The organism is Microbacterium sp. NPDC077663 (assembly GCF_044542795.1).
Lineage (GTDB): Bacteria > Actinomycetota > Actinomycetes > Actinomycetales > Microbacteriaceae > Microbacterium.
Map to the genome: position 1 here is coordinate 1025243 of NZ_JBITVE010000002.1, position 26672 is coordinate 1051914.

A 26672-nucleotide genomic window follows, 5' to 3' on the forward strand; every position below is an offset into this window, starting at 1 on the left:
TTCGCCTAGGCCGTCACGCGCCGCCAGCCGTCGGCATCCTTCGTCACCGCCCCGCCCTCCGCGAAGGCGGTCAGCCAGCCGGTCATGGGCCACTCGCCCCAGCGGTGCGCGAACAGCGCCCCGTTGCGCAGGATGTCGTCGAGGTGCTGCCAGGGCGGCGAGCTCGTCGGATGGTACTGGTGGTAGGCGTGCGCGCCGCCGACCCAGACGAGCGGAACCGCGCGGGCCCGCATGCGGAAGGCGAAGTCCGTGTCCTCGCCGCCGTACCCTTCGTACGCCTCGTCGAACCCGCCGATCCGCCGCCACGTCTCGGGCGTGAGGGCGAAGGAGAGCGACCAGAACAGGGCATACTCCTCAGCTGCGGCGATTCGCTCGTCGTCGTCCGGCGGCATCGGCCGTGCCGGATGCGGGGAAGTGAGCGCGGCCAGGTCCGCGGGGTCGGATGCCGAGACGCCCTCCGCGAGGTACGTCACCGGTCCGCACAGCACCGCTTCGGGGTGCCGCTTCGAGGCCGCGCGGTAGCGGTCGAGGAGGTCCTGCCCCGGTACGCAGTCGGCATCGAGGAAGACGAGCAGGTCGGCCGCCGGCGCCGCCGCGGCTCCGGCGTTCCGGGCGGCGGCCAGCCGGAGACCGGCCGGACCAGGCGCCACGCTGAGGACGGTCTCGGCGTCCAGCAAAGGGGGCTCGTCGTCGCCGATCCACACCACGATGCGCTGCAGGTCGGGCGCTCCCGCGAGGGCCTGCAGCTGTGCGCGCAGATGTGCCACACGGGGCGTCGAGCACAGGCTCACGACGGCGACCGTCATCGCCGACCCCGCATCGTGTCGGCGATCGCCGTGGCAGCACGTTGTGGGGCTCCCGCGACCTCCCAGCGCTCCCACTCGGGCCGCGCCGACGCCGCCCGATCGATGAGGTCGGGCCACTGCGCCGCCGCCGGCCAGTCGTCCCGCACCTGTGCGAGACCCGCCCGGTGCAGGGCGCGACCCGTCTCGCGCTGTTCGTCGAAGGGGCGCTCCTGGGGCACGACGACCGCGGGCGCCCGCGCGGCGGCGAGGTCGGCGACCGCGTTCTGGCCGGCCCACGAGACCACCACGCCGGCGGACAGGAGCGCCGGCCACGGATCGTCCGCCCACGCGTCGCCGCCGAGAACCCGCCAGGTGCGGCCGGTCGCCTTCTCGGCATCCCGGATCGCCGCCGGACCCACGGCGGCGCCCCCGCCACCCGCGAGCAGGACCACCCCGTCGGTGCGCACCCCCGCCGTGTCGCGACCGGCGAACCGGCTGATCCCCCCGGTGTACACGACCTTCTCGCCCAACGCCTCGAGGTGCGGCGGGGAGAGGATGCCGCGCGCCCACGGCGCGAGCACGGCGTCGGCGGCCGCGAACCCCAGCAGATGGGGACGGTCGACGCGGTTCCCCGGCTGGGTCACGACGACGGTGCGCAGGCCCAGCAGCCGCGCGAACAGGGTGACCTCGACGGAGGTGTCGACGACCATCCCATCCCACCGACCGGCGACGGCCGCGGCGGCGATGACCGACAGGCGGGTGCGATGCCCCGCGTGTCCGATCGGCGCCCAGTGCAGCAGCCCGTCCACCGTCGGATCGACAGGGTCGGCGCCGTCGTCGTCGCGGCCCAGCACCGTCCAGCTCCAGCCGGCCGGAAGGCCCGGGGGAGCGGCGAGGGTGCTGACGCAGTCGACGTCGGCGTCGAGATGAGGGGCGATCGCGAGCAGCCGGGTGAGGTGCCCTCGTCCGTGGTGGTGCACGTACCAGCCGAGCCGGGGGCGCCGGCCCGTCACGCGGCGGTCTCCGTCGCCAGCATCCCGGCGAAGATCGTCTCGAGCGTCTCGATGCGCGCCTCCAGCGAGAACCGGCGCTCCGCCGTCTCGCGCACCACCGCGCGGAAGGCGGCATCCCTCCCGCTCGGCAGCATCGCACCGGCTCGCTCGGTCATGGCCGTCACGTCACCGGGCGCCACGAGCTGCATGCCCATCGTGGCGGCGGCGATCTCGGGCACGCCGCCGACCGCGAAGCCGACCACCGGGGTGCCGCACATGAGGGCTTCGGGTCCGACGAGTCCGAACGGTTCGGCCCACGCCGGGGTCGCCAGGGCGAGCCCGCTGCGACCGACGAGTTCGGCCAGCGGCCCGGGCGAGAGTTCGCCGACGTAGTCGATCCCGTCGCCGACGAGCGGGAGGAGCACGTTCCGGGCGTACACCTCGTCACCGATCCGGCCGGCGATGATCAGGCGCCGGCCGAGTCGGCGGGCCACCTCGACGGCGAGATGCGGGGCCTTCTCGGGCACGATCCGTCCGAACCACACCAGGTCGTCCCCGCCGGGACCGAGCGCCCAGACATCCGGGTCGACGCCGTTGGAAAGCAGCTCCGACGGCACCCCGGCGGCATCCCACTGCATCTTCGTGTGCGCGCTCACCGACAGGAAGTGCGAGCCCGCGCCGTCGGCCGCCACGTGCGCGGTCACCGCGGCCGCGTCGACGGGAGTGTGCAGGGTCGTGACCATCGGTACTCCGAGCGACCCGGAGCGGCGAAGCGGAAGCGGGTCGAGACAGTGGTTCGAGATGACGTCGTATCGCTCCGGATGGCGTGCGATCTCGGACAGTGCGAGATCCAGCGCGGGCGCGCACTCGAGGCGATAACTCGTCGGCCACGTCCTGTCGGTCGGCTGCTCGCCCTCCGGCCACATGACCGGGGGCAACCGGAAGACCGGGGTCGCGGAGAGGAAGTCCGAGCCGTCGGGGGCGATGAACGTCACCTCGTGACCGCGGCGGCGGAGCGCGTCGACCTCCGCCCAGACGGCCGACTCGAGACCGCCCGCGTGGGGGCGCCGGATCGGAAAGCGCAGCGGGGCGATCACGACGATGCGGAGCGGGCGGGCGCTCACGCGGTGCGGCTCTCGAGCAGGTGCAGGTAAAGGTCGGCGTGACGCTCCGCGATGCCGGCATCCGTCACGGCGCGCAGGGCGCGGCGCTCGTCGACGAGGGCGCCCCGTGCGGGGCTCGCCGGGCGGGACGACGGCGCGACCCACAGGCCCGACAGAACGGTGGCCAGCTCCGCGCCGTCTCCGGGGGTGAAGGACGTGACGGTCTCGTCGGCGTGCTGCTCGGCGAGGAAGCCCACCCGCGGGGCGGCGACGGGAACCCCGAGATCCCAGCAGAGCTCGAGCCAGCCCGAGTGGGTCCCGTGCCGGTAGGGCAGGACGCACGCGTCCAGGCGCGCCAGGGCGGCGAAGAGGTCGTCGTCGGCGAGCCGCTCGTGCTCGACGAGGTCGAGGGCAGTGGATGCCGCGCACAGCGCACGGACCTCCGCAGCCGCATCCGCGTCGCGGACCCGTCGGTGCAGTCGCACCTCGCCGCGCACGTCGTGACCCGCGTCCCGCAGGGCCGTGAGAGCCACCTCGAGCGTCCGCACCGCACCAGGCCCGTCGACGCTCGGGCGCAGGTCCTTCAGGTGCAGGCCGACGACGCGCCCTGCACCGACGGCCAGCTCGATCGCCGCGGCCTGCGGAAGGACCGACGGGTGCGGGATGACGGTCGCGTGACGCCCCCAGCGCTCGCGCGCGGCCCGCGCCGCGCCGACCGTGAGGGTCGTGACGGCATCCGCCCCGGCCATGAGCTCATCGAGCTGGGCGAGGTAGGCGGAGCTGTCGCCCAGCTGCGGGTGCTCCAGGTCGTGCAGCGTGTAGACGACCGGCCAGCCGGCGGCGTGCGCGGCGTCGAGGCAGGCGGTCAGATGGCCGGCCGGGAACGACTCCGTGCCGAAGTGGATGTGCAGGATGGCGGCGTCACCGGCGTGGGCGCGGATCCAGTCGGGATCGAGCGCCGCGGGCGGCCACCAGACGGCCGGGTCCGCACCCGGCGCGACCGGATCGGCGAGCACGGTGATCCGCGGATCGGATGTCGTCCGGCGGACGTACGGGTGACCCGCGGGGATCGAGACGATCGTGACCGCTCCGGTCGACTCCGCGCCCGGTGGGGTGGCGGTGCGCACACTCGTGGCCACGGTTCTCCTATCGACGACGTCGCGCCGACCGAGAAGTGGGCGCGCCCGAACGCCCCGACCGTAGACGTCGATCGGCCCCGCCCGTGGGGGGCTTGACCCCGCCCTCGCGGGCGGATAACCATGCCGGGTGACTTTTGCGCCTCCCCTCCTGCTCGTCCTCGGTCCCGACGGGCACGGTGTGACGCGGTACGGCGACGACGTGGCATCCGCCGTGCGCCGCGTCGACGCGTCGGCCCGGGTGGTGCGTGTCGCCGATGTGGCGGCGGGGGAGCGGGCGCTCGCCGAGGCGGGAGCGGGTGTGCGCGTGCACCTGCACGCCACCGACCGCCTGTTCGGCAGTGCCCCCGAGGATGCCGCCGACGTCGTCGAACGCTGGGCGAGCCGGGTGCGCCTCGCCCTCACCCTTCACGATGTGCCCCAGCCCTCCGACGGCACGATGTTCGAGCGTCGCCGCATCGCCTACGCCCGCATGATCGCCGCCGCAGAGAGAGTGACGGTCAACAGCCGTCACGAGCAATCGCTCCTGGGCGAATTCCTCCCCGGCGCGCCTTCCGCTCACGCCATCCCGCTGGGGGCGCGCCCCGGCATCCGTCGGCGTGACATCGGGGCCGACCGGCAGCGTGATCTGCGCGTCCTCATCGCCGGCTTCGTCTACCCCGGCAAGGGACACCGGCCCGCCGTGATCGCGGCGGCTCGGGCTGCGGACGCCCTGCGCGCCCGGGGGGAGGACGTCGCGGGCGTCGCCGTGCGCGCGATCGGTGCGCCATCGCGGGGCCACGACGAGGACGTCGTGCGCCTGCGGGACGCGGCGGCGGAGCTCGGCGTCGCGTTCGAGGTCACCGGGTTCCTCGGCGACGCGGCCTTCGCGGCGGAGTTGGTTGCTCCCGGCATCCCGCTCGCGGCCCACGAGCACGTGTCGGCGTCGCGGTCGATGCTCGACTGGGTGGAGGCCGGCCGTCGGCCGCTCGTCGTCGAGTCACGCTACGCCGCGGAGATGGACGAGCTGCGTCCGGGCACGCTCGCCCTCTACCACGGCGAGGAGCTCGCCGAACGCCTCGCCGAGGCGTGGCTCGATCCGGCGTCGACGCGGCTCGCTTCGGGCGCGTCGTTGGCCCCCACTCTCGACGACGTCGCGGAGTCGTACCTCGCCTGGTGGGCGGCGTGACACCGGCGGGCACCGCCCTGCCCGGCAATCGCTGGGATCTTCTGAACGGGCGGATGCCGACCGAGCCGCCCCGCGTCTCGGTCGTCGTCGCGCACTACGAGCAGCCCGCTCAGCTCGCCCGCTGCCTCGCCGCCCTCGCCGGCCAGGACCATCCGCCGGGCCGCCTCGAGGTCATCGTCGCGGACGACGGATCCGCCGAGGCGCCGCGGGTGCCGGCGGGCGTGCGGCTCGTCCGACAGGCCGACGAGGGCTTCCGGCTGGCCGCAGCGCGGAACCTGGGCGCCGCGCACGCGACGGGCGACGTGCTGGTCTTCCTCGACGCCGACACGGTCCCCGAGCCCGGTTACGTCCGAGAGCTGACGCGGATGCCGGCCCTCGCCCCCGATGTGGTGGCGGTCGGCCGGCGGCGCCACGCAGATCTGTCCGACGCTCCCGCGGTCGCCGACGTGAGGGAGGTCGTCGGCGGCCGGGAGCTGCCGGAGCCTGCCTGGCTCGCCGAGGAGTACCGGCGCTCGCACGACCTCCTCGAGGCGGACGACCGCAGCTATCGGCACGTGATCGGAGCCGTCCTGGCCTGCTCGCGGACCATGTTCGACGCCGCAGGGGGCTTCGACGAGACGTTCCGTTCCTATGGTGGAGAGGACTGGGAGTGGACGTATCGCGCGTGGCTGCAGGGCGCGGTGCTCGCCCATGTGGCCTCCGCCGTGGCGTGGCACGACGGTCCCGACGCCGGAGCGCGGAACGGGGTCGAGCTCGAGCACCGCAACGCCGAGGCCGTGTTGCTCTCCGGGCTCATCCCCGTACCGGGCTCCCGGCCGCGGGGCCTGCCGATGTCGCGGATCGACGTCGCCGTCACCGGGCCGAGCGACGCCTCCGAGGGGGCGCGGTTCGTGAGCGTCGACTCCGTCGTGGCGGCGGTGCCCGGGGCCGTCTTCGTCGACGACGCGGACTTCGCTGCCGGGCGGGATGCGCTGGACCGCGTGCGCCTGCACATCGAGATCGTGCGGCCCGTGCGCGCCGGTGACGGGCTCGGCGCCCTCGTCGAGCGGGTTTCTCGTGCGGGTGCCGGGCTCACGAGTGTCACAGCGGAAGACGGCGGGGTGCTTCTGCGCATCCGATCGATGCGCGCCGCGGCGCGCGAGGCGCGATGGCATCGCGACGACTTGTTCCCCCGTCTGGTCGAGCGCCACGACGGGGTGCGGGAGCTGGTCGGCGAGCCCGATGTCGCGGCCTATCTCGGCGGGTGGGGCTGAACTCCCAGGCACTCATCGGGCCGGGCGTGTTGTGCGACGGGCCGGGTTCTGGTTACATGGCCGCGGGGACACCGGTCGCGCCCGCCTGGGGAGGCGTGCGCAACGGCGACGAGTGGGATCGTTGACGGCGCCGGTCTACCGCACACATCGATTGCTCGGGCTGTGTGCGTGGGGGTAAGAGCATGGGGACAGCAGTGGCAGTCGGCGTACGCCGATCCGGTCCGAGGCGCAGCGGTGCGCCCGGAGACCGTCGTGCTGCCCCCATCCGATCCGCGGACCGCTCCGAATCATCTCCGCAGCGCTCCGGTCGCCCGTCGACCGGGGCGCGCTCACATGTGAGCGCGGACGGCACCCGAATCGCCGGGCCGCGACGACACCGGAGCGGCGGCGCCCTGCGCCCCGCCCGGATGGCGGTGTACGCCGCTGGGGGGCGCTCGTGGGGGGCGTGACCCGTTTGGGGAAACCGGGGGACGAAGTGAAAAGACGACTCAATGTCGCCGTGATCGGCGCGGGGTACTGGGGGCCGACGCTCGCGCGCACACTGCGCGCGAGCCGGGACTGGAGCCTGGGCGCCATCTGCGATCTCGACATCGATCGGGCCCGTCGCGCAGCCGACGCCGTCGGGGGTGCAACGGTCGTACCCGATCTAGAGGCGGTGCTGAGCGATCCGCAGATCGACGCGATCGCGATCGCGACGCCCGCGTCGACGCACCACGCCATCGCGATGGCGGCGCTGGATGCCGGCAAGCACGTTCTCGTGGAGAAGCCGCTGGCCGACACGCAGCAGCACGGTGAGGAGATGGTGGGTCGTGCCGCCGAACGGGGCCTCGTCCTCATGGCCGACCACACCTCCTGCTACACCCCGGCGGTGCTCAAGATGCGCGAGCTCATTGCGGGTGGGGAGCTCGGCGACATCCTCTTCATCGACAGCGTCCGCATCAACTTCGGCCTCGTACAGCCGGATGTCGACGTCTTCTGGGACCTGGCTCCCCACGATCTGTCGATCATGGACTTCATCCTGCCGGGCGGGTTGCAGGCGACCTCCGTCTCTGCGCACGGTTCAGACCCGTTGAACACGGGCAAGTCGTGTATCGGCCACCTCGCCATGCCGCTCGCCGGGGGGGCGATGGCGCACGTCAACGTCAACTGGCTGAGCCCGACCCGCACCCGCCGCATGGTGATCGGCGGGACGCGCCACACTCTGGTGTGGGATGACTTGAACCCGCAGCAGCGGCTCACGATGTACGACCGCGGCGCCGACGTGGCGTCGATCTCCCGCGCCACCGCGAAGGACCGGCGCGAGGTCGCCGTCTCGTACCGACCCGGCGAATCACGGGCTCCCGCTCTCGAGGAGCGGGAGGCCCTGGGCGTTGTCGTGAGCGAGTTCGCCGCGGCGATCCGTGAGAGCCGCGCCTCGCGCACGAGCGGCGCTGCGGGGCTCCGGGTCCTCTCCATCCTCGACGCCGCGGCCGGCAGCTTGGCGGCGTTCGGCGCCCCGCACGTGCTGCCCCGCACGCATTCGTCTGCGGGGGTGGCCGCATGAGACGAATGCCGGTGATCGAGAAGCGGCAGTGTCGTGGCTGAGCGGGGTCTGGGCGCTGATGCCCCCTGGTTCGGTCAGGAGGAGCTCGATGCTCTCGCGGAGGTGATCGCGAGCGGTTGGGTGGGCCAGGGGCCGAGGGTGGCGCGGTTCGAGCGGGAGTTCGCAAGCGTCGTCGATGCGCCCTACGCCGTCGCGACGACCAACGGAGCCGCCGCCATCCATCTCGCCCTCCTCGTCGCCGGGGTGCGGCCGGGGGAGGACGTCGTCGTCCCCTCGCTGTCGTCGGTCGCGACCGCGAACGCCGTGCGCTCCGTGTCGGCCACCCCGGTTCTGGCGGATGTCGACCCCAGTACGGGCAACGTGAGTGCGTCGACGGTCGAGCAGGCTCTGACGCCGACCACGACGGCGATCGTCGTCGCCGACCACGCCGGCGTCCCCGTCGATCTGCAGAGCATCCGCGACCTCGCAGACCCGCTCGGCATCGTCGTCATCGAGGACGTCGGATGCGGTGTGGGTGCGACCCGTCTCGGTCGACCCATCGGTGGGGCGGCCGAGATCGCCACGTGGTCCTTCGACTCCCATGAGCCTCTGGCGATGGGTGACGGTGGCATGGTCACGACGAGCCACGCGGCGTGGGCCGCACGGGCGCGACGGCTGCGCGAGGATGGGATGATCACCGCGCCCGTCGAGACCGGCCGCGGCTCGTTGCCGCCGATCGAGGAGTACCGCGAGGTGGGCGGGAACTTCCGGCTGACCGACCTGCAGGCGGCTGTCGGGCTCGTCCAGTTGGCCCGTCTGCCCGAGATCGTGCGGCGTCGCCGCCGGATGGCCGATCGTTACCGTGCCGAGCTGGGCACGGTGCCGGGTCTGCGGTTCGCCGACGATCCGGCGTGGGGGACCGGGAACGCGGCGTCGTTCTGGGTCGAGGTCGATGACCCGTATCCCCTCGACCGTGATGGTCTTCTCGCCGTCCTGATTGCGGCGGGCATCGCGGTGCGACGAGGTGGCACAGCCCTCCACCGCCAAGCTCCCTATCGCGCGTGGACGCCGCAGAGCGGGTTGCCCGGCACGGAGCGGTTCGCCGATCGCACCCTCGTCCTGCCTGTCTCGGGTGCACTGACTATGGGTGAGCTGGATCGGATCATCTCCGAGGTGCGCGATCCCGGCGCTCCCGCGTCGTCACGCGCGGACGCGGCGACCCGCATCGGGCGCTGACCTTCCGCGTCCGTCGCCGCGACAGAGCTCGTCACCGCACACGGAAGAGCCGGCGCTCGAAAGCACCGGCTCCTCCACCAGGCGGGCACGGACGGACGGGGGGGAGGTCCGGCCGTGCCCGCGCGCGGGTGACGGTTCACGCATCGGGACGAGCCGAGGATCGGCGGACGGCCGGGTCGGCCGGGGGTTCCTCGACGAGGTACCGCTTCGCTGATCGCTTCGACTCGAGCATGAGCCGCCACATCCTGTCGAGCCTTGAGCGCACGCCGTCGGCGCGCGCAGTGTTGGCTCGAGCTGTCATAAGGTCGTTGATCCCATCGACGGCGAGCAGGGCGTGGGCGCCCGTCGCACCACCGTAGGTGTCGATCCACTCGCGCTGCCGGGGTGTGCCCAGGCAGACGATCACAAGGTCGGCCTCCGTGTGCCGGATCTGCGCCGCGATGTCGTCGGACACCTGCGGCGAGAAGAGGGCGGAGCCCGTCGGCGTCCAATGCCCGATCAGGGCGAGGCCCGGCCACTCGGCGACGATCCGCCGGTGGAGCGGCTCGCGCTGCGCGGGCGATCCGCCCAGGATCGCCACACGCCAGTGTCGGTCGTTCGCCCGGGTGAGCACGTCGGTGACGGCGTCGCCGGCAGAAAGGTGCGCGCGGTCGGATGCGGCTCGCGTCGAGCGACGATCGAGGAGGGGATGTGTGGATGTCATCGCGTGCGCATGCATCATTGCTCCCCCCTTGCCACCGACACGACGCCGTCGGAGGCCGTGGTGCGGCCACGGTCCCCGACGGCGTCGCGGAGGCGACGCCGTACGCCGGGCTTCGGCGCCGGACCGGGATGCGAGCCGCGTGGGCGCACACCCCTGTTCCGTTCTGTCCCCATTGAACGATCCATCCCCCGAAAACGTCGGCGCGGGTCTGACCCGCGCCCCCCGATGTGCGGATCCGATCCGCTGTCCCCCTCGGGCGTCGCCCCCAGCGACGCCACTCAGTGCGCCGACCCCTCGGCGCACCATCTTCTTTCCCCCCTCAGATCTCCGCGGGCCGCCCCATACGATTCACGGAGTAAGGGCTCTTCGTACGAGATCGTTGCGCGAACGATGACGCACGAAGAGCCCAGGCAGAAATGGGTTTGGGCCCCCAAGCTCGCCCCCACATCCCTCTGCAGCCGCCTGATGCCGTGTCGACTCCCCAAAGTCTCTGCGGCGGCGATATCGGGAACGCTACCGGCGCGACGCTCGTCCACCAATAGGGGGACAAACCTAATCTTGTGTCCCCCAAATGGGGGACATGTAGGGGGTTTCATTAGGGGCTCGAGGAACGAACCACGGGAGGCCGGTCGACGGAATCAGAGGTAGCGTGACCGCTGAACATCGAGCGCGTGCGCATCAGACGGCGCCGGCTCGAAGCCATTGGGGAGGCTGATATGTGGGGGAAGTTGTGGCGCGCCACGATCGTGGGCGCTGTCATCGTCGGTGCCGGTTCGGCGCCGGCGTTCGCGGCGGACGGGTCGTACGTCCCGTCCACACCTGAGGGATCGGGGCTGGACGGGTCGGTCGTGCAGTCGCAGTGCGTTCACGAGGCACCGGCGATCGGCTACTCGATCGTCCGCGTGGGCGGATCGGCGGCTGCACGTACCCCGTCGGCTCCGACCGCCGAGCTCGTCATCACGGGGGACGGTCACCGCATCACGGTGCCCCTCGCCGTCGACGATGCCGGCGAGGGTCACGGGTCCGTGCTGTGGCCCGGGGTCGAGGTCGCCGCCGACGGCACCGTCGAGGCGTTGCCCGGCTGGGTGCGCTCAGGGGACCAGTGGAAGCCGCGCGATGACGCTGCGGCGTGGACCACCGGTGACGTCACCGCCGCTCTGCACGTGGGCGACGACAGTCTGGCCGTCCCGCTCGCGTACCCCGGCTACTCCGACGAGTGCGCCACGCCGACAGGTGTCGCGTCGAACGGGACCCCGGGAACGCTGGCGTTCACGGGCGGTCAGCTGCCCATCGCGGCCGCCGTCGGCGGCACCGCGGCCGTGGCCGCGGGTGTGTTCCTCATCGCTCGCCGTCGGCGCCGGGTCGAGTCGTGACGAGGCGCCGTCGACTCGTGTGGGTCGCCGGCGCACTCCTTCTCATCGGCACCGCGGCTGCCGCCGTACACGTCGGGCGCTCGGCTTTCGAGCTCCAGCAGGCGCTGGAATCCGCGACCGCTGATGCCGCCCGGGCGACGAAGGCCGTCGGCGCGGGGGACGTCGATGGGGCTGAGCGTGCGGCATCCGATCTGGTCGCCGAGATCGCCCCGGCGATCCCCGACGACCCGGTGTGGCATGTCGCGGAGGCCATCCCCGGACTCGGTCCGAATCTGTCGGCCGCTCGCCGGGCGGCCACAGCGATCGTCCGGGTGGGCGACGACGTGGCGCCGACGATGTTCGACACGATGCGTGAGCTCTCCGATGCGGACGCCGCCACCGCGGTGCGACAACTGCGCGAGAAGGCACCGGCGCTCCGTCGCGCCGCTGCGACCCAGGACGACATCGCCCGCGATCTCGTCGACATCGACCGGTCGGCGCTCATCCCGCGGCTCGCCGACGGCATCGAACGTGTCACCGACGCCGTCGATGACGTGCGAGTGGTGACCGACGGCGCCGCCCAGGCAGCGGAGCTGGTCCCCGCGATGCTCGGGGTGGACGGCGACCGAAGGATCCTTGTGGCTCTGCAGAACACGGCCGAACTCCGCACCGGAGGCGGGATCACCGGAACGTTCCTGGAGCTGCGCGCGCATGACGGAGCCCTCTCGCTCGAAGCACAACGGGACTCCTCCCACTTCGCTCCGTCGACCGAGCCGCTCACCGCCGTCCCCGCGGCGGAGGTGCGCGCGCTCGGCGACGGCATCGGTCGATACGTGCAGAACACGTCGATGACGGCGGACTTCGGCGTGACGGCGCAACTCGCCTCCGCCTGGTGGCAGCGCTCGGGAGGATCCGCGCCGGACGTCGTCCTGTCGATGGATCCCGTCGTCCTTCAGGCGCTCCTCGGCGCCGTCGGCCCGGTCGACACGCCCTCGGGCGAGCTCGACCAGTCGAACGCGATCCACCGCCTGCTCGTCGAGCCCTATCGCACGCTCGACCAGGACGCGCAGGGTCGCTATTTCGCGGATGCCGCAGCCGCCGTCTTCACCGCCGTCACCGAACGCGCGCGTCCGATCGCGCTGGTTACGGCCCTGGCGGGCGTCGTCGACGAGGGTCGCGTCTCGATCTGGAGTCGCGATCCGGGGCAGCAGAACATACTCGCGGGCACGGTGTTCGCAGGACCGCTGGCTCGACAGGAGGCTGCTGGTCCCGACGCCTTCGCCGTGTACTTCAACGACGCCACCGGCGGCAAGGTCACGCCCTACCTGACCGTCGGGCTGGCGAGCCGCTCGGGCGTGTGCCGGGCGGACGGTCTGCGAGAGGTGGAGGTCGAGGTCGACCTGGGCAACACCCTCACGGAGAAGGACGGCGACTCGCTGCCGCTCAGCGTCACCGGAGGCGGGTACTACGGGGTGAAGGCGGGCGACATCGCTCCCACGGTGACGGTCGTGACACCGCCCGGCTGGTACGCCGGCGGGGTCTCGCTCGATGGGTCGGCCGTGGCATCCGTCGATGCGGAGGACGCCGGTCGCCTCTCCGTCACCCGTCGGATCGACCTCGCGCCCGGCACCTCGCAGGTGCTGACCTTCCGTTTCGTCGCCGGTCCCACCGTGTCGGCGGATGCTGCCACGCCGCAGCTGCTGCACACCCCGTTGCTCGCTCCGGTCGACGTGCGCTCCGGCAGGATCGGATGCCCGGCGGCCTGATTCCGGTCCGTTCACCTCGAGATCTCGGTCATGCCTGTTCCGGCGGTGCGCTTTCCTCTAGCATGGGAGAGCCATCCCCCATCGGTCACCGGGCCGTTCCCCAAGCGGTCTCGACGCGCACTGTCCCCAAACTTGCGCGTCTCTGGCGACCTGGATGGTTTCGCGGACCCCCTCCCGCCGCAGTCCCCACTGAACTGGCCCGGAGGGGGTCCGCCCTTTCCGGGAGCGTTCCCGTCAGCGGTGTGCGCTGCTCTCGGAGCCGCTGTCGTCGGCGCCGACGATCGATTTCAGCTTGTCGATGAGGTCGGTGCGTGAGGTCGCGCCCAGTCGGCGACGGATGCGCGCGATGTGGTGCTCCGCCGTCCGGGGGGAGATGAAGATCGCCTCACCGATCTCGGCGTACGTCATGCCGCTGAGGACGAGCACCGCGACCTCGCGTTCGCGCGCACTGAGCAGCCCACTGTCGGCGAGGGCGACGTCGTTCCCCGAAGCCCCGGGTGCCGCATTCGGGTGCAGCGCCCTCGCGAATGCGGCGAGCCGTGTGCCCGCGCGCCGATCCCGCGAGCGTTCCGAGAGCGACACCGCCAGCCGGGCTCCCTCCCACGCCAACCCGAGGTCGGCCAGCCGCATGGCGATCTGCTCGATGCGGTCGATGTCGCCGTCGTCGATTCGGCTGCGAGACCATTCGCCGACGGCCAAGGACATCGTCGCCGCCAGGCGGGAGCCCCGTGCCGCGGCCGAGAGCCCCCGCGCCGCCTGAGCCTGCCCGTGCCCGTCACGATCGAGGAGTGCGCGGTGGAACGCGGACCACAGCACCGGGGTCGACCACATCATCGGGTCGCCGAGGCCGCGAAGGATCGTGGTGAGTCCGTCGAGGGCGGGCATGACCCGGTCCCCGTCGTCGAACAGGGGAGCGGTTTCGATGAACTCCCGAAGCGGGTGCAGGAGGTACAGATCGGGTTCGACGTGACGTACGTCGTCGCGCACGCGCTCCCAGAGGGCGCGCAGCTCCTCGAGGGAACCGTATCGTTTGACGTGCGCGAGCATGACCGAATCGCGGATGAGGACCTCGCGGCTGCTGAGCGGGAGGACGGACGCGTCGACGTCCGCCAGCCGCGCGGCCGACTCCTCGGGGTGCTGGCGGTGGACGCCGATCCACGCGGCCCAGAGCAGCAGACGCGAGCGGGCCCACGGTCCGCCGTGGTCCTCCATGAGTGCGTCGCTGAGGATGTTCGCCGCGGTGTCCAGTTCGCCGATGTTGATCGCGCCGATCGCCGCGACCACCGCGGGGAGTTCGGGGACGGGCCCGTGCTCATTCGAGTCGCCGTAGGTCGAGCTGGCGCGCACGAGATCGTCGAAGGCGTTGCCGGTGGGAGTGAGGGATGCCAGGAGTCCGCGCATGAGCTTCACGTAGGCGACGTGCAGCGTGGTCGGTATCCCACTGACCCCGGTGTCGACGAGGCGCAGCGTGTCCGTGAGCGGTCCGCTGTCGCCGATGCCGAAGGCCGAGACGGCTCCCTGTGCGCGGAGGACGAAATCGTCGGTCGGCTGCGTCCGGTAGGTCGCCGCGCTCGCGCGAAGGAGGCCGCGGGCGCTCCAGGCGGAGCCGAGGATCCGGAGAGCCTCGTCGCGGTCGTCACCGGTCGCCTCGCGGACGACGGCGTCGACGAGCGAGGCTGCTTCGTCGACGTCTCCGCGATGCCACGCCATCCGTGCCTTGCGGATCGCGATCAGGGCGGGGTCGTCCCCGGCCGCCAATGCGGCGTCGTACAGTTCCGACGCGCGCGTGGTGTCGTACGGAGCCGCCTCATCGGCGTGTGTGCGCAGGGCCCGGGCGAGGCGGGAATCCAGGTGGCCGCCGAGCGAGGTGGCGACCTCGGCGTCGAGGGGACCCACCGGGGAGGCGACGAGGACATCGATGAGCTGCGCGACAGGTGTCGTCCGGGTGACGGTCGTCCGCACGATCGGCACGGGCCGCCCGCCTCGCAGGAGCAGTCCTTCGGCGTGGCCGAGGGCGAGCGCATCGCTCGCCGCCGCGTCGACGACCGGCGTCAGCTCGTCGTCCCCGAGGCTCGCCCGTCGCACGACTCTGGCGCTCTCGGGATCCAGGGTGTCCAGGCGCAGCGCGATGACCTCGCCGACGGCGCGTGCGACGCGCTCGTGAGAAGGGTCGCGGCAGTACCCGTCGCCGTGGGCCGTGAGGGCTTGTTTGACGAGCCACGCGACGGAGGCCGTCATCTCCACGATGGCGTGGATGCAGCCGGGGTCGACGGAGCGGCCCGCGGCGTCGACCGCCCGGATGACGTCCTCGGCGTCCAGATGTCCGAGGGCGAGGGCGGGATGGTCCTGCTCGATGCGCCGGATCAACGCGGCGAGCGCCGGGCTCCAGGGCCACGTCCGGCAGCCCAGCACGAGTCCTGCCCGCGGATCGTCGAGATGGACCATGAGGGCATGGATCTGTTCGTCCGAGAGCAGGTGTCCGTCGTCGACGAACCGGATGTGCGCCACCTCGGTGAGCCTCTCGGCGATCTGCCGGAGGAGGAGGGACTTGTCCGAGCCGGCCGGACCGATGACGGCCAGGCGCAGTGGCCGATTCTCGGCGGAGAGTGCTGACTCCAGCTGCGTGAGTGCGAGCTGCGGCCACAACTGGAAGGACGGCGGCAGGCTCGCTGACCGTGTGGAGAGTGCCATCGCCTACCCTCTCCCTTCACTGGGACGAGCAGGTCGCCGCCTCGAGCGACCCGCTGTTCGCCGATCTCCCTCGCCGCATGATCCGGGAATCGGGTTCTACCCGGGATTTCTCGCCTGCAGCGGATGCGACGGAATCTACCATCGTGCAGCCTCTCCGCGGGCCGGGTGGCGCAGGCGATCCGATTGTGTATAGCGCGAGCCTTGGTCCACCTCGGGAAAAGGGAAGGCTCACCTAACATCAAAAGCACGGATGATCAGGGGGAAAATGTGCGAGTAAGGCTGTACAACCCTCGGGTGACGCGGCGTAGCCTCGAGCCACGACGACCCCTGGAGGCTCCCATGAGCATGACTCTCGACGACCTGCCCCGCGTGTCCGAGTGCAACGCCCTCGGCTGCTCCTACAACGATCATTCCCACTGCCACGCCGCTGCGGTGACCATCGGGGGAACCCCCGGTGATGCCGAGTGTGCGACGTTCATCCCTCTCGGCACGAAGGGCGGCCTCGACAAGGTCGTCAGCCATGTCGGCGCCTGTCAGCGCTCGGAGTGCGTCTTCAACTCGTCGCTGGAGTGCACGGCATCCGCGGTCCGCGTCGGGCCCGGTGCGGAGTCCGCCGACTGCCTGACCTACCAGGCTGCCTGACGACGCCGGTCGGCTGAGGCGGTCAGCGCGTCGCCTCAGACACCGGTGCATCCGCGGAGTAGACGTCGACGACACCGTCACCGGCGACGAACTGCAGACGGACGCCTTCAGCGAACCTCTCGCGCAGATCCGAGGGTGAATTCGGCCCGACGACGAAGGTGGCGGTCGCAGTGAACGGCTCGACGCTGCATCCGCCGTATCCTCCCCACGCCCAGCCCTCGTCGGGCGTCGGCTCCCATGCCTCCGGCGGAAGCAGCTGCACACAGCGGGTCAGTCCGTCGCCCGTCGGCATGGAGCCGACGATGGGCGTGACGCTCCCGAGCGGTTCGAAGATCGCGCCGTCCCGAGGGCGTTCCCCATACGTCTCGGGCCACCCGCGGTCGGCGTCGGGCATGAGCGTTGCGACATGTGTGATCGTGGTCCCGGGAGGGACGGATGCCGCCGTCCACACCTGACGACTCGTGGCCGCCGCTGTCACTCCGACCGCCAGCGTCGCCACCATCGCGAGCGATCCGACCCAGGCGAGTCCCCTGAGGCGCCGTCGCCGACGCTCGTGCAGCGCCCTGTCCGGCTCACCCGGCGACGTCGCGAAGGCGTGTGCGGCGTCCGCGGGTGAGACCGACGGCAACGGCGGGACTTCCGGCCGCGGCGAAAGTGGGAAGGCGGGCTCGGGCGCGCCGTCGATGACGGGCGGGCGATCGCTTTCCCGCCGGGCGCGCTCCTCGAGCTCCGTCAGCCGGCGACGCGCGGCATCGTTCCCGGCGAGGCCGTCCCCGGGGCCGTAGGCCCGTGCCTGCAGCGCGCGGAGCTCGGACTGCAGGGCGTCGTCCATCAGAGTCCGAGCGCTTCGGGCTCGACCGATCCGGCTTCGACTTCGACCTCTGCGAGTGATTTCGTCTGCAGGAACGTGCAGAGGATCGACACCATCGCGAGTTCGGCCGACAGCTCGAGGGTGCGGCCCGCATTCATTTTGAGGTCGATGTCACGAGCCTCGAACGTGATGCCCCAGTGGATCGATCCCAGCGGCTCGGGCTGCAGGTAGGTCAGCGTCATCGAGTCCAACAGGTTGAGGGCGATCAGGCCGGTGTCGCGTCCGTCGGTGCCGTCCTGCGGGATCACCCGCACCCGCTCGCTCAGCGAGTAGCCCAGCGCGGCGAACTCCTCGAGCCACTGCTCGAGCATCTCCTGGCTGTGGAACGGCATGCGCAGAGCTCCCTGATCTCGATCGCCGGGTGGGGGTTGCGACCATTATGACCCGGGCGGTGCGCGAGGGCATCCCCGCCTAGGCTCGTCGAATGGCCATCGGATCCACGATGCACACCTTCACCGTGCAGCTCGCCGACGTCGACCGCGGCGTCTACGACGAACTCTCGCTCCGCCTCGCGCGGCATCCCTCGGAGACGGCGGCGAACGTCCTGCTGCGGGTCCTCGCCTACGCCCTCGAGTACGAAGAAGGGATCGCCTTCAGCGAGGGCATCTCCGCGACGGACGAGCCGGCGGTGCTCGTCCGGGATGCGACGGGGAGCCTGACGGCGTGGATCGAGGTGGGAGCACCGGATGCCGCGCGTCTGCACGGCGGCAGCAAAGCGGCCGACCGCGTGGCCGTGTACACACAGCGGGAGCCGAACCGGCTCGCTCAGGCTTGGGCGGGCAAGACGATCCACCGGGCAGCCGACATCCCGCTGTACAGCTTCGACAAGGGGTTCGTGGAGGATGCGGCATCCGCCCTCGAACGGCGGAACACCGTGACCGTGTCGGTGACGGAGCGTCAGCTGTACCTCGACGTCAACGGTCGTTCGTCATCGTCGCCGATCGCCGAGCAGCGGATCGGCTGACCCTCCGAGCCTGTACGGGGCCTGGCAGTCGCGTGGGGAACGTCACTGCATTCCGCCGCGGCGATGAACTCACCCGTAACGTGACCCTCAGCGATCGGCATCCGTCTGTTGCTTTCTTCTCCGCCGTAGCGGACACCCGATTCCAAGCAGGTGCCCCATCGCTTCATCCGTCGCCGAGTCGCGTCTCGGTCCCGTCCGTCAGACGTATTCCGGAACCGAGCAGTTCCCCCCGATGGCGAAGGCCTTCACCGACGTCTCGCGCATCGTCCGGGAGACCGGATTGCTGCACCGCACGCGAGGCTTCTACCTCCTCGTCGGTGTCGCGCTCGCCATGGCCTTCGGCGGGGCGGTGACTGGCTTCATCCTGCTCGGCGACAGCTGGTTCCAGCTGCTGATCGCGGGAGCCCTCGGCCTGATCTTCACGCAGGTCGCCTTCCTCGCCCACGAGGCGGCTCACCGGCAGGTGCTCGTCTCGGGCCCCGCCAACGACCGCCTCGCTCGCATCCTCGCGGCGGGCGTCGTCGGCATCAGCTACGCCTGGTGGACGGGAAAGCACACGCGCCACCACGCGAACCCGAACCGCGTCGGCAAGGATCCCGACATCGAGATCGACACGATCTCGTTCATCGAGACCGATGCGGCCTCGGCGCGCGGACTGCGCCGCGCGATCACGAAGCGACAGGGCTGGTTGTTCTTCCCGCTCCTGACCCTCGAGGGTCTGAACCTGCACTTCCTCGGCCTCAAGTACCTGTTCACCGAGAAGGACGTCAAAGCGCGCTGGCTCGAGATCGGCATGATCGTCCTGCGTCTCGCGGTCGTCCTCGTCCCGGTGTTCCTGCTGCTGCCGCTCGGGATGGCGTTCGCGTTCGTCGGTGTGCAGCTCGCCGTCTTCGGTCTGTACATGGGCGCCTCATTCGCGCCCAACCACAAGGGGATGCCGGTCATCGCCCCCGACGCGAAGCTCGACTTCTTCAGCAAGCAGGTCCGCACCTCGCGCAACATCCGCGGTGGATGGTGGGCGACCTGGCTCATGGGCGGTCTGAACTACCAGGTGGAGCACCACCTGTTCCCCAACATGCCGCGCCCGCACCTGTCGAAGGCGCGTGAAATCGTCCGCGAGCACTGCGCGACCCTGGGCGTCCCGTACACCGAGACGAGCCTCGGCCGGTCGTACGCGATCGTGATCGACTACCTCAACCGCGTCGGACTCGCGGCCCGCGACCCGTTCGACTGCCCCCTGACGGCGACCTACCGCCGGGGCTGAGGGTCAGTTCGGCAGCGCGCCGAGGAAGGGTTCGGGATCGAGCGTCTTCCTCGGCGCTTCGTCGATCCGCGCGCGGAGGTCGGCGTCGACGCTGCCGACGTACAGCCATCCCATCAGGAGCTCGTCGTCGGTCAGCCCGTGCAGCGCGCGGACCTCGGGGGAGTTCACCTGCAGCCCGGTGCGCCACATGACGCCCCATCCCGCCCGCCAGAGCGCGAGCTCGAGCAGGTGCGCCGCTCCGGCGGCGGTCGCGTGCTGCTCCCACACCGGGACGGCGGGATGCGGCTTCGGGCTCGCGACGACCGCGATGAGCAGATCTGCGCGGAACGGCTTGCTGTTGTGCTCGCCCGGTTCGCGTTCCACTCCCGCTGCGCGATCGAGCGCCTCACCGAGACGCCCGCGGTCGTCGCCGCGGAGGGCGAGCAGCCGCCAGGGTCGCAGGGCCTTGTGGTCGGCGACCGGAGTGACGGCCGCGAGCAGCTCCCGCAGGTCGTCGTCGGTCGGTGCCCCCGGCCCCACCTTCGCCAGTGACCGCCGCGTCGCCATCGTCTGAAGCACCGGGTCGGGGAAGTTCGCCATCCCTCCATCCTCGCCGCTTCCGGCGCAGGTGTCTCCGGCGCGGGGTAGCCTCCCGGCATGACCTGGCCCGTGCTCCACATCTCCCGCTCGATCCGGTGCGCCCCGAGCGACGTGATCGCCTTCGCGGCCGACCCCGCGAATCTGCCTCGGTGGGCGGCGGGGCTGAGCACCGGCATCCGGCTCGAGGGCGGTCGCTGGCTGGCCGACTCACCGATGGGTGACATCGAGGTCGCCTTCGTGGGTCCGGTGACCGCCGGCGTGCTCGATCACGACGTCACGCTCCCGGACGGCACGGTCGTTCACAACCCGATGCGTGTGCTGCGCAACGATGTCGGCAGCGAGGTCGTCTTCACGCTCTACCGCCGCGACGGGGTGAGCGACGCGGAGTTCGCGGAGGATGCCGCGGCCATCGAGACCGACCTGGAATCACTCCGGGCGATCCTCGAGGCGTGACCCTTCAGGCGCAGCGATCGCGGTGTTATCGTTTTTTCGGTTAGCGAACGTTAACCGAAGCATTCTCCCCGGAGGTGCCGTCGACGATGACAGCCCCCACGACGTATCCCGATCTGGTCGCCGAGCTCGAGCGCCGGCGTGCCGACACCGCGCGCGGTGGCCCCGAACGCGCGCGCGAGCGACACACCGCGCGCGGAAAGCTGCTGGCCCGCGACCGCGTGGACGCACTCCTCGACGTCGGCAGCCCCTTCCTCGAGGTGGGCGCGCTCGCCGGTCTCGACCTCTACGACGACGACTGCCCCTCCGGTGGGGTGGTGGCGGGCATCGGGCTGATCCACGGCCGACACGCCATGGTCGTCGCCAACGACGCGACGGTGAAGGGCGGGACCTACTACCCGATCACGGTCAAGAAGCACCTGCGGGCGCAGGAGATCGCCGCCGAGAACCGGCTCCCGTGCGTCTACCTCGTCGACTCGGGCGGTGCCTTCCTCCCGATGCAGGACGACGTCTTCCCCGACCGCGACCACTTCGGGCGCATCTTCTACAACCAGGCACGGATGTCGCGGAGCGGCATCCCGCAGATCGCGGCCGTGCTCGGCTCGTCGACGGCCGGCGGCGCATACGTCCCCGCCATGAGCGACGAGACGGTGATCGTCCGGAACCAGGGCACGATCTTCCTCGGCGGGCCGCCCCTCGTGAAGGCGGCGACCGGAGAGGTCGTCTCGGCCGAGGACCTCGGCGGCGGCGACCTGCACACGAAGGTGTCGGGTGTCACCGACCACCTCGCCGAGAGCGACGAACACGCGCTGCAGATCGTGCGCGACATCGTCGCCACGCTGCCCGCTGCGGTATCGCTGCGGGAGCAGCCCGAACCGACGACCCCGCCTGCCGCCGATCCGGCGACCCTCACCGACGTCGTTACCGTCGAGCTGACGACCCCGTACGACGCCCGCGAGATCATCGACCGGATCATCGACGGCGGAACGTGGCACGAGTTCAAGCGCGACTACGGCGAGACCCTCGTGACCGGCTTCGCCCGGCTCCACGGCCACCGCGTCGGCGTCGTCGCGAACAACGGGGTGCTGTTCGGGGAGTCGGCCCTGAAGGGTGCCCACTTCATCGAGTTGTGCGATCAGCGCGGCATCCCGCTCGTGTTCCTGCAGAACATCACCGGGTTCATGGTCGGCCGCGAGTACGAGTCGGGCGGCATCGCGAAGCACGGCGCGAAGATGGTCAACGCCGTCGCGTGCGCGTCGGTGCCCAAGCTCACCGTCGTCGTCGGCGGGTCGTTCGGCGCCGGCACGTACTCCATGTGCGGACGGGCGTACTCGCCGCGATTCCTGTGGCTGTGGCCCGGCGCCCGGGTGTCGGTCATGGGAGGGCCGCAGGCGGCATCCGTCCTTTCCACCGTGCGCCGTGAGCAGATCGAGGCACGCGGCGAGGAATGGTCCGCCGAGGACGAGGCCGCCTTCCAGGCGCCGATCCGCGCGCAGTACGAGGAGCAGGGCAGCCCGTACTACTCGACGGCCCGCCTCTGGGACGACGGCATCCTCGCCCCCGCCGAGACCCGCGACGCCCTGGGCCTCGCCCTAGACGTCTGCCTGCGGGCTCCCTTCGACGCGCCGGGCTACGGCGTCTTCCGGATGTGATGCGCATGTTCTCCACCGTCCTGGTCGCGAACCGCGGCGAGATCGCCTGCCGCGTGATCCGCACGCTGCGGGAGCTCGGCATCCGCTCGGTCGCCGTCTACAGCGATGCGGATGCCGGTGCCCGCCACGTCGCGCTCGCCGACGAGGCCGTGCGCCTCGGGCCCGCGCCCGCCGCGCAGAGTTACTTGGACATCGACGCGGTCGTCGCCGCCGCGCGGTCCACCGGGGCCGAGGCGATCCACCCCGGGTACGGGTTCCTCTCCGAGAACACCGCCTTCGCTGCGGGGTGCGAGGAGGCGGGCATCGTCTTCGTCGGACCGAGTGCCGCGGCGATCCGCACGATGGGCGACAAGATCGCGGCGAAGCACGCCGTCGAGGCGCGCGGCGTGCCCACCGTCCCGGGCGTCGCGCGCGCGGCCATGACCGACGACGAGCTCATCGCCGCCGCGCCCGAGGTCGGGTACCCGCTGCTGATCAAGCCGTCCGCGGGCGGCGGTGGCAAGGGCATGCACGTCGTGACGGATGCCGCAGACCTGCCGGCCGCATTGGCCGCCGCACGCCGGGAGGCGGGCGCGAGCTTCGGCGACGACACCCTGTTCCTCGAGCGGTACGTCGACACGCCGCGGCACATCGAGGTGCAGGTGCTCGCGGACGCGCACGGGAACGTCGTTCATCTCGGCGAGCGCGAGTGCTCGCTGCAGCGCCGGCACCAGAAGGTGATCGAGGAGGCGCCCTCACCGCTGCTCGACGACGCGACGCGCGCGCGCATCGGGCGAGCCGCGTGCGAGACGGCGCGCAGCGTCGACTACCGCGGCGCGGGGACGGTCGAGTTCATCGTCGCCGCTGACCGCCCCGACGAGTTCTTCTTCATGGAGATGAACACGCGCCTGCAGGTCGAGCACCCCGTGACGGAGGAGGTCACGGGCGTCGATCTCGTCGCGGCGCAGCTGCGGATCGCGGCGGGGGAGGAGCTCTGGTTCGCGCAGGAGGACGTGCGACTGACCGGTCATAGCATCGAGGCGCGCGTCTACGCCGAGGACCCGGCCGCCGGCTTCCTGCCGACGGGTGGGCGTGTGCTGCGCGTCGTGCACCCGGCGGGCCCCGGCATCCGTGTGGACAGTGCGCTCGCCGACGGGTTGGACGTCTCGCTCGACTACGACCCGATGCTCGCGAAGGTCATCGCGACCGGCGCCACCCGTGATGAGGCCCGGCGGAGACTCGTCGCGGCGCTCTGCGAGACCACGGTGCTGGGCTTCGAGACGAATGTGCCGTTCCTGCAGGCCCTGCTCGAGCTGCCCGCGGTTGCGGACGGCGACCTCGACACGGGGCTGATCGCCCGCGAGCTCGACGGACTGCTGGCGGCGGATGACACGGCCGACGTCTTCGTCGCGGCCGCGCTGCTGCTGGATGCGGCGGTGTCGCGCGGCGGCGATCCGTGGCGCCGCGCGGACGGATGGCGGATGGGCCCGCATGCGCCGCGACGGTATCGGCTGGCTGCGGGAGGCGAGCAGCGCACGGTGGAGCTCGTCGGAGACGGGGCGATCGTGGACGGGACGGTGGTCCCGGCATCCGCCCGCCCGGCCGGCGACCGCTCGTCGGTGCGCATCGGCGATCGTCGGGTCTCGACGGTCGCGGTCGTCGACGGCGACAGCGTGTGGCTGTCGGTGGACGGGCGAGCCCGCGAGGTGCGCCGCGTGCGGCTCGACCATCGACGAGACGCGGACATCTCGGCCGTGCCCGAGCTCACCTCGCCCATGCCCGGCGTCGTGGTGATGACCTCGGTCGCCGACGGTGCGACGGTGTCGGCCGGAGACGCGGTCGTGGTCGTCGAAGCCATGAAGATGGAGCATGTCGTGCGGGCCGAGGTCGCCGGTACGGTGGCGCTGTGGGTGTCGACGGGCGACAGTGTGAACCGCGGGCAGACGCTCGCCGTCGTGACCCCGGCAGCGGAGGAGGACGCATGAGCGAGCAGACGCCGCGGCGCATCGTGCAGCGAGGGCTGTACTTCGACGAGCTCGACGAGGGCACCGTCTACGTGCACAGCCCCGGCCGCACCGTGACCGAGGCCGACAACGTGCTGTTCACGACGCTGACGATGAACACGCAGTCGCTTCACCTGGATGCCGCGTGGTCCGAGCAGACCGAGTTCGGCGACCGACTGGTCAACAGCATGTTCACCCTCTCGACCCTCGTCGGCTTGTCGGTCGCACAGCTCACGCAGGGGACGATCGTCGCCAATCTCGGCTTCTCGGAGGTGACCTTCCCGGCCCCCGTCCGACACGGCGACACCCTCTACGCCGAGACCGTCGTGTCCGCCAAGCGCGAGTCCCGTTCGCGCCCCGGGCAGGGGATCGTCGAGTTCGTGCACACCATGCGCAACCAGCACGACCAGGTCGTCGCGACCGCACGCCGGTCGACGCTCATGCGGATGTCCCCCGAGGCCCCCGCATGACGCTCGGCCCTGCACTGCTGTTCTGCCCCGCCGACCGCCCCGAACGCTATGCGAAGGCGCTCGCCGCGGCTGACGCGGTGATCCTGGATCTCGAGGACGCGGTCGCGCCCGCCGACAAAGCCGGTGCGCGCGTGGCCCTCGCCGCGGCTCGGGTCGACGTCGACCGCGTCATCGTGCGCGTCAATCCGGCATTCACGGATGAGCTCGAACGCGATCTCGTCGCGCTGCGCGGCACGCGGTTCCGTCGGGTGATGCTCGCCAAAGCCGAGGATGCCGCGGATGTCGACCGACTCGACGGGTACCGGGTCATCGCACTGTGCGAGACGCCGCGCGGCGTCGAGAACGCGGGTGCGCTCGCGCAGCATCCGCTCGTCGACGGACTCATGTGGGGTGCCGAGGACCTCGTCGCGGGCATCGGAGGGCGCTCGAGCCGCAGGGACGACGGGCGCTACCGCGACGTCGCGCGCTACGCCCGGTCGCGCGTGCTGATCGCGGCGGCCGCCGCGGGGATCGACGCGATCGACGCCGTCCACCTCGACATCGCCGACACGGCCGGGCTCGAGGACGAGGCGAGGGATGCCGCGGCATCCGGATTCGCGGCGACGGCCTGCATCCATCCGTCCCAGGTCGAGGTCATCCGCCGGGCGTACGCGGCGGGGCCCGAGGAGCGCGAATGGGCCGAAGCCGTGCTCGACGAGGCGACACGGCAGCCCGGGGTGTTCCGGTTCCGGGGTCGGATGATCGACGAGCCGGTCCTCCGTCAGGCGCGTCGCGCGCTCGGGCGGTGACGCCGTGACGACCTGGCGCGCGACACAGAAGGCGAACCGGCGTGCCGAGCTGATGGCCTCGGCCGCACGGCTGTTCGCCGAGCGGGGGTTCGCGGCAGTCTCGACCGCCGACCTCGGCGACGCCGTCGGAATGAGCGGGCCGGCGCTGTACCGGCACTTCGCGAGCAAGGAGGCGCTCCTGTGCGACCTGCTGCTCGACGCGAGCGAGCGGTTGCTCGAGGGCGGCCGCGCGCTGACCGCCTCGGGTGGCGAGCCGCGAGAGGTGTTCGAGGCGCTCATCGCCTTCCACCTCGAGTTCGCCACGAGCGACGCCGACGTCATCCGGGTGCAGGACCGCGAGCTCGCGAACCTACCCGCCGAGGTGAACCAGCGCGTGCGCCGCCTGCAGCGCGAGTACGTGCAGGAGTGGGACCGGCCCCTCGCCGCCCTCCGGCCCGACCTCGACGACGCCGAGCGCGAGACCCGACTGCTCGCCGCCTTCGGCCTGCTGAACTCGACCCCGCACTCGGCCGCGCCCAGCGGCGAGCGGGCCGGCGGCATCCTGGCCGGCATGGCGCGGCGGGCGCTGCTCGAGGACTGACCCCCGATGCGATGACAGGATGAGGGGATGCCGCACACCATCGTCCTCACCGGTGCCGGATCGGGCATCGGGCAGCTCCTCGCCCACCGCCTGACCGAGCGCGGCGACCGGCTCGTCCTCGTCGTGCGCGACGTCTCGCGAGCCGAGGATCTCACCGCAGAGCACCCGGGTGCGGCGGTGATCGTCGCCGACCTCGCGCGCCCCGAATCGCTCGCGGCGGCGGTCGCGGCATCCGATCTGCCCGACGAGGTCGATGCGATCGTGCACGCGGCGGGCATCGTGGACCTCGGGCACGTGGAGCAGCTCACGGTGGCGTCGTGGCAGGACCAGCTCGCGGTGAACCTCGTCTCGCCGGCCGAGCTCACCCGGCTGATGCTGCCGCGCGTCCGCGCCGCGCACGGGCAGGTGCTGTTCGTCAACTCCGGCGCGGGGCTCACCGCCCACCCGCAGTGGGCTGCCTACGCCGCGTCGAAGCACGGGCTCAAGGCGCTCGCCGACGCGCTCCGCGGCGAGGAGGCTGCGCACGGGGTCCGCGTGACGACCGTCTACCCGGGCCGGACCGCGACGCCGATGCAGGCGCAGGTGCACGCGCAGGAGGGCAAGGCCTACGACGCGGATGCCTGGATCCAGCCGGCATCCGTCGTCACCGCCGTGCTCACCGCGCTCGACCTGCCGCGCGACGCCGTCATCACCGACCTGTCGGTCAAACCCGGACCCCGCTGA

General features: G+C 71.7%; 25 protein-coding genes. 16 read left to right on the plus strand and 9 right to left on the minus strand.

Going from position 1 to position 26672, the window contains the following annotated elements; genetic code table 11:
- Nucleotides 1–5: 5 nt before the first annotated feature.
- From ACIGEP_RS12430 to ACIGEP_RS12445, 4 genes are read right to left on the minus strand one after another with little or no spacing between them, the layout of a single operon-like run.
- Entirely contained in the window at nt 6–806 is an 801-nt protein-coding gene (locus ACIGEP_RS12430; protein WP_396661926.1) for a galactosyltransferase-related protein, read from the minus strand.
- Nucleotides 803–1798, minus strand: coding sequence for a glycosyltransferase (locus ACIGEP_RS12435; protein WP_396661927.1), 996 nt, complete (start codon nt 1796–1798; stop codon nt 803–805). Before ACIGEP_RS12435 ends, ACIGEP_RS12430 begins: the two co-directional genes overlap by 4 nt.
- Complete coding sequence (locus ACIGEP_RS12440; protein ID WP_396661928.1) at nt 1795–2901, minus strand: glycosyltransferase; 1107 nt, start codon at nt 2899–2901, stop codon at nt 1795–1797. The genes ACIGEP_RS12435 and ACIGEP_RS12440 overlap by 4 nt, the downstream gene beginning before the upstream one ends.
- Entirely contained in the window at nt 2898–4019 is a 1122-nt protein-coding gene (locus tag ACIGEP_RS12445) for a glycosyltransferase (RefSeq protein ID WP_396661929.1), read from the minus strand. The genes ACIGEP_RS12440 and ACIGEP_RS12445 overlap by 4 nt, the downstream gene beginning before the upstream one ends.
- A gap of 127 nt (nt 4020–4146) precedes the next feature.
- Here ACIGEP_RS12445 and ACIGEP_RS12450 point away from each other — a divergent pair, with 127 nt between their 5' ends.
- From ACIGEP_RS12450 to ACIGEP_RS12465, 4 genes are all read left to right on the plus strand, one after another.
- Nucleotides 4147–5184: a hypothetical protein gene (locus ACIGEP_RS12450; RefSeq protein ID WP_396661930.1), complete on the plus strand. Its 1038-nt coding sequence runs from the start codon at nt 4147–4149 to the stop codon at nt 5182–5184.
- Nucleotides 5172–6437: a glycosyltransferase family 2 protein gene (locus ACIGEP_RS12455; protein WP_396661931.1), complete on the plus strand. Its 1266-nt coding sequence runs from the start codon at nt 5172–5174 to the stop codon at nt 6435–6437. Before ACIGEP_RS12450 ends, ACIGEP_RS12455 begins: the two co-directional genes overlap by 13 nt.
- Nucleotides 6438–6912: 475 nt before the next feature.
- Nucleotides 6913–7980 carry a Gfo/Idh/MocA family protein gene (locus ACIGEP_RS12460; protein WP_396661932.1) on the plus strand — a complete coding sequence of 356 codons (1068 nt, stop codon included), beginning with the start codon at nt 6913–6915 and terminating at the stop codon, nt 7978–7980.
- Between the two features lie 33 nt (nt 7981–8013).
- Nucleotides 8014–9195 carry a DegT/DnrJ/EryC1/StrS family aminotransferase gene (locus ACIGEP_RS12465; RefSeq protein ID WP_396661933.1) on the plus strand — a complete coding sequence of 394 codons (1182 nt, stop codon included), beginning with the start codon at nt 8014–8016 and terminating at the stop codon, nt 9193–9195.
- A gap of 136 nt (nt 9196–9331) precedes the next feature.
- Here ACIGEP_RS12465 and ACIGEP_RS12470 read toward each other — a convergent pair whose 3' ends face one another.
- The gene (locus tag ACIGEP_RS12470) at nt 9332–9898 is read right to left on the minus strand and encodes a WecB/TagA/CpsF family glycosyltransferase (RefSeq protein WP_396661934.1); all 567 of its coding nucleotides are present in this window, start codon (nt 9896–9898) and stop codon (nt 9332–9334) included.
- 671 nt (nt 9899–10569) lie between these two features.
- Between ACIGEP_RS12470 and ACIGEP_RS12475 the strand changes: the two genes are divergently transcribed.
- Both ACIGEP_RS12475 and ACIGEP_RS12480 read left to right on the plus strand, forming a co-directional pair.
- Nucleotides 10570–11271: an LPXTG cell wall anchor domain-containing protein gene (locus tag ACIGEP_RS12475; protein ID WP_396661935.1), complete on the plus strand. Its 702-nt coding sequence runs from the start codon at nt 10570–10572 to the stop codon at nt 11269–11271.
- Nucleotides 11268–13016: a DUF4012 domain-containing protein gene (locus ACIGEP_RS12480; protein ID WP_396661936.1), complete on the plus strand. Its 1749-nt coding sequence runs from the start codon at nt 11268–11270 to the stop codon at nt 13014–13016. The genes ACIGEP_RS12475 and ACIGEP_RS12480 overlap by 4 nt, the downstream gene beginning before the upstream one ends.
- Before the next feature lie 234 nt (nt 13017–13250).
- On the opposite strand, the gene ACIGEP_RS12485 is transcribed toward ACIGEP_RS12480, so the two are convergent.
- A complete protein-coding gene (locus ACIGEP_RS12485) occupies nt 13251–15707 on the minus strand; it encodes a LuxR C-terminal-related transcriptional regulator (protein WP_396661937.1) in 2457 nt (818 codons plus the stop codon).
- Between the two features lie 339 nt (nt 15708–16046).
- Here ACIGEP_RS12485 and ACIGEP_RS12490 point away from each other — a divergent pair, with 339 nt between their 5' ends.
- Nucleotides 16047–16349, plus strand: coding sequence for a DUF1540 domain-containing protein (locus ACIGEP_RS12490; RefSeq protein WP_396661938.1), 303 nt, complete (start codon nt 16047–16049; stop codon nt 16347–16349).
- Nucleotides 16350–16371: 22 nt separating this feature from the next.
- Here the strand turns inward: ACIGEP_RS12490 and ACIGEP_RS12495 are convergent, their stop codons facing one another.
- Nucleotides 16372–17181, minus strand: a complete 810-nt coding sequence (locus ACIGEP_RS12495; RefSeq protein WP_396661939.1) for a hypothetical protein — start codon at nt 17179–17181, stop codon at nt 16372–16374.
- Nucleotides 17181–17552, minus strand: a complete 372-nt coding sequence (locus tag ACIGEP_RS12500) for a hypothetical protein (RefSeq protein ID WP_396661940.1) — start codon at nt 17550–17552, stop codon at nt 17181–17183. The genes ACIGEP_RS12495 and ACIGEP_RS12500 overlap by 1 nt, the downstream gene beginning before the upstream one ends.
- Before the next feature lie 92 nt (nt 17553–17644).
- Between ACIGEP_RS12500 and ACIGEP_RS12505 the strand changes: the two genes are divergently transcribed.
- Both ACIGEP_RS12505 and ACIGEP_RS12510 read left to right on the plus strand, forming a co-directional pair.
- A complete protein-coding gene (locus ACIGEP_RS12505; protein WP_396661941.1) occupies nt 17645–18184 on the plus strand; it encodes a YaeQ family protein in 540 nt (179 codons plus the stop codon).
- Nucleotides 18185–18323: 139 nt separating this feature from the next.
- Nucleotides 18324–19448 (plus strand): fatty acid desaturase family protein, encoded by a 1125-nt coding sequence (locus tag ACIGEP_RS12510; protein ID WP_396661991.1) that lies wholly within the window; start codon nt 18324–18326, stop codon nt 19446–19448.
- Nucleotides 19449–19451: 3 nt separating this feature from the next.
- Here ACIGEP_RS12510 and ACIGEP_RS12515 read toward each other — a convergent pair whose 3' ends face one another.
- Nucleotides 19452–20027: a nitroreductase family protein gene (locus ACIGEP_RS12515; RefSeq protein WP_396661942.1), complete on the minus strand. Its 576-nt coding sequence runs from the start codon at nt 20025–20027 to the stop codon at nt 19452–19454.
- A gap of 57 nt (nt 20028–20084) precedes the next feature.
- Here ACIGEP_RS12515 and ACIGEP_RS12520 point away from each other — a divergent pair, with 57 nt between their 5' ends.
- From ACIGEP_RS12520 to ACIGEP_RS12550, 7 genes are all read left to right on the plus strand, one after another.
- Nucleotides 20085–20480 carry an SRPBCC family protein gene (locus tag ACIGEP_RS12520; RefSeq protein WP_396661943.1) on the plus strand — a complete coding sequence of 132 codons (396 nt, stop codon included), beginning with the start codon at nt 20085–20087 and terminating at the stop codon, nt 20478–20480.
- 86 nt (nt 20481–20566) lie between these two features.
- A complete protein-coding gene (locus ACIGEP_RS12525) occupies nt 20567–22129 on the plus strand; it encodes a carboxyl transferase domain-containing protein (RefSeq protein ID WP_396661944.1) in 1563 nt (520 codons plus the stop codon).
- Nucleotides 22129–24093, plus strand: a complete 1965-nt coding sequence (locus tag ACIGEP_RS12530) for an acetyl/propionyl/methylcrotonyl-CoA carboxylase subunit alpha (RefSeq protein ID WP_396661945.1) — start codon at nt 22129–22131, stop codon at nt 24091–24093. Before ACIGEP_RS12525 ends, ACIGEP_RS12530 begins: the two co-directional genes overlap by 1 nt.
- The gene (locus ACIGEP_RS12535) at nt 24090–24581 is read left to right on the plus strand and encodes a MaoC family dehydratase (protein ID WP_396661946.1); all 492 of its coding nucleotides are present in this window, start codon (nt 24090–24092) and stop codon (nt 24579–24581) included. The genes ACIGEP_RS12530 and ACIGEP_RS12535 overlap by 4 nt, the downstream gene beginning before the upstream one ends.
- Complete coding sequence (locus ACIGEP_RS12540) at nt 24578–25369, plus strand: HpcH/HpaI aldolase/citrate lyase family protein (RefSeq protein ID WP_396661947.1); 792 nt, start codon at nt 24578–24580, stop codon at nt 25367–25369. Before ACIGEP_RS12535 ends, ACIGEP_RS12540 begins: the two co-directional genes overlap by 4 nt.
- Nucleotides 25370–25373: 4 nt before the next feature.
- Nucleotides 25374–25949, plus strand: coding sequence for a TetR/AcrR family transcriptional regulator (locus ACIGEP_RS12545; RefSeq protein ID WP_396661948.1), 576 nt, complete (start codon nt 25374–25376; stop codon nt 25947–25949).
- A 27-nt stretch (nt 25950–25976) separates the two neighbouring features.
- A complete protein-coding gene (locus tag ACIGEP_RS12550) occupies nt 25977–26672 on the plus strand; it encodes an SDR family oxidoreductase (protein ID WP_396661949.1) in 696 nt (231 codons plus the stop codon).